Source organism: Acutalibacter intestini (assembly GCF_034334985.1).
In the GTDB taxonomy this organism is placed as follows: domain Bacteria; phylum Bacillota; class Clostridia; order Oscillospirales; family Acutalibacteraceae; genus Acutalibacter; species Acutalibacter intestini.
In genome coordinates, this window is record NZ_JAWXXL010000097.1 from 1 (window position 1) to 1,440 (window position 1,440).

Genomic DNA, 1,440 nt, shown 5'->3' on the forward strand with positions numbered 1-1,440 from the left:
CCGCGCTTTAACCTGCTTGTCTTTTTGACCGTTTCCTGCGCCCTGTTTTGCCGGATAAACTTGCAACCCTCTGCATATTTGGTGCGGTTTCTGTCTCCTGCCGAAACTGCTCTCACAAATCGCCACAAATGCCCCACACGGCTGTTTTAGGCCGGTTATCGCTACTTCCCCGGTATCCAGCCCAAACCGCCTGACACGGCCCTCACAGGGGCCACAAATGCCTACCTCGATAACTGGCACTCGTTGTGGTACTTGATTGCTCCCTGGATGGGGAGAATCGTAAAAATCAAATTGCCGTTGCGAACCTGTCCACTCTCAGATTCGTACTTTGTATGTTCCGTAAGGATGAGCGTTTTGTACTCCAGTTCCCGCACATACTTCCTCACCGTGTTCTCGCTCATTCCGACAGCCCTGCAAATAGTTTTGTAACTAGGCCAGCACTGGTGCGACCTTCTGTCCTCACAGTGCATGAGGTAAGCATAGACAGCCAGTTCACCAGCCGACAATCCCAAACTGAAAATTGCATTTGGCAGAGGAAAGAAGTTCTTTGCTCCGCTACATGATGCTCTTAGAAAATTATTCACGCTGTGCACCTCCTGTCTGGCTCTCGATCCACGAGAGAAATTTCTCCTTGGGAACCACCAAGCGAGAACCGATTCTCAGCACCGGGAAGTCTTCCTGGTGCAACAATTCGTAGCTCCCTGCCATCGAGATCCCCAAAACTTCTGCCACTGTTTTCGCATTGAGAAACAGTGGCAGCTCGTCATAACTCTTGAACTTGGATTGAACCACTTGGCACCTCCTAAAAAATGTCTTGACTTTTCCGCTCTCCTGTTGTAGACTTACTTTTACAGGAAGTTTAATTTGCCAACTGCCTTATGGTAACACATGGTAATTCATTTGTCAAGGACAATTTCAAAAATATTTTTAATTTGTGAAGGAGAACGGTTAACATGGCGGCTTATGAGTTCTACACTTACTTTGCGGAGAGCCGGGAGTATTTCGTCTACAAGGATTTGACGCTAGAACGCCCAAGGACAATAGAAAAAGACTTCCCATTTCTGGAAAGCCTCTTGCGTTTCACCTATCTGGACATCTGGCCGATGGAGGATCTGTTTAAGAAAATGGATGCCGCTCTGCTGAACTTTTATCAGAAATCCGACTTCGATTCTCAGGCCGTTGTGATGAGCACGTTGAAAAAGCTGGCGAAGGAGCACATCTACTTCGAGTTTCTGCGCCTTGACTGGCAGTCGCGGTTCCGCTATATTGAGCAGCACCCTGACAAGGATATCCAGAAGCATCTGCCCCACAAGCAGCTGCGGCACATCCCTAGTGACATCGACACGCTCCAAAAACAAATCATGCGTCTGTTTGAGGATGTGCTGGATATCGACGACGGCAAGAAGAAACCCGTGAAGGAAAAGCTGAAAGCTTATCTCC

At 48.3% G+C, this 1,440-nt stretch carries 2 protein-coding genes and 1 pseudogene; 1 reads left to right on the forward strand and 2 read right to left on the reverse strand.

All coding sequences use genetic code 11. The annotated features are described in order from the left end of the window. Positions 1 to 221: 221 nt before the first annotated feature. Entirely contained in the window at positions 222 to 593 is a 372-nt protein-coding gene (locus tag U8U68_RS21790; protein WP_322204546.1) for a helix-turn-helix domain-containing protein, read from the reverse strand. Further along, the gene (locus tag U8U68_RS21795; protein ID WP_322204548.1) at positions 577 to 792 is read right to left on the reverse strand and encodes a helix-turn-helix domain-containing protein; all 216 of its coding nucleotides are present in this window, start codon (positions 790 to 792) and stop codon (positions 577 to 579) included. Before U8U68_RS21795 ends, U8U68_RS21790 begins: the two co-directional genes overlap by 17 nt. 161 nt (positions 793 to 953) lie before the next feature. Here U8U68_RS21795 and U8U68_RS21800 point away from each other — a divergent pair. Further along, a pseudogene (locus U8U68_RS21800) lies at positions 954 to 1,440 on the forward strand (DUF6076 domain-containing protein); the annotation flags it as partial.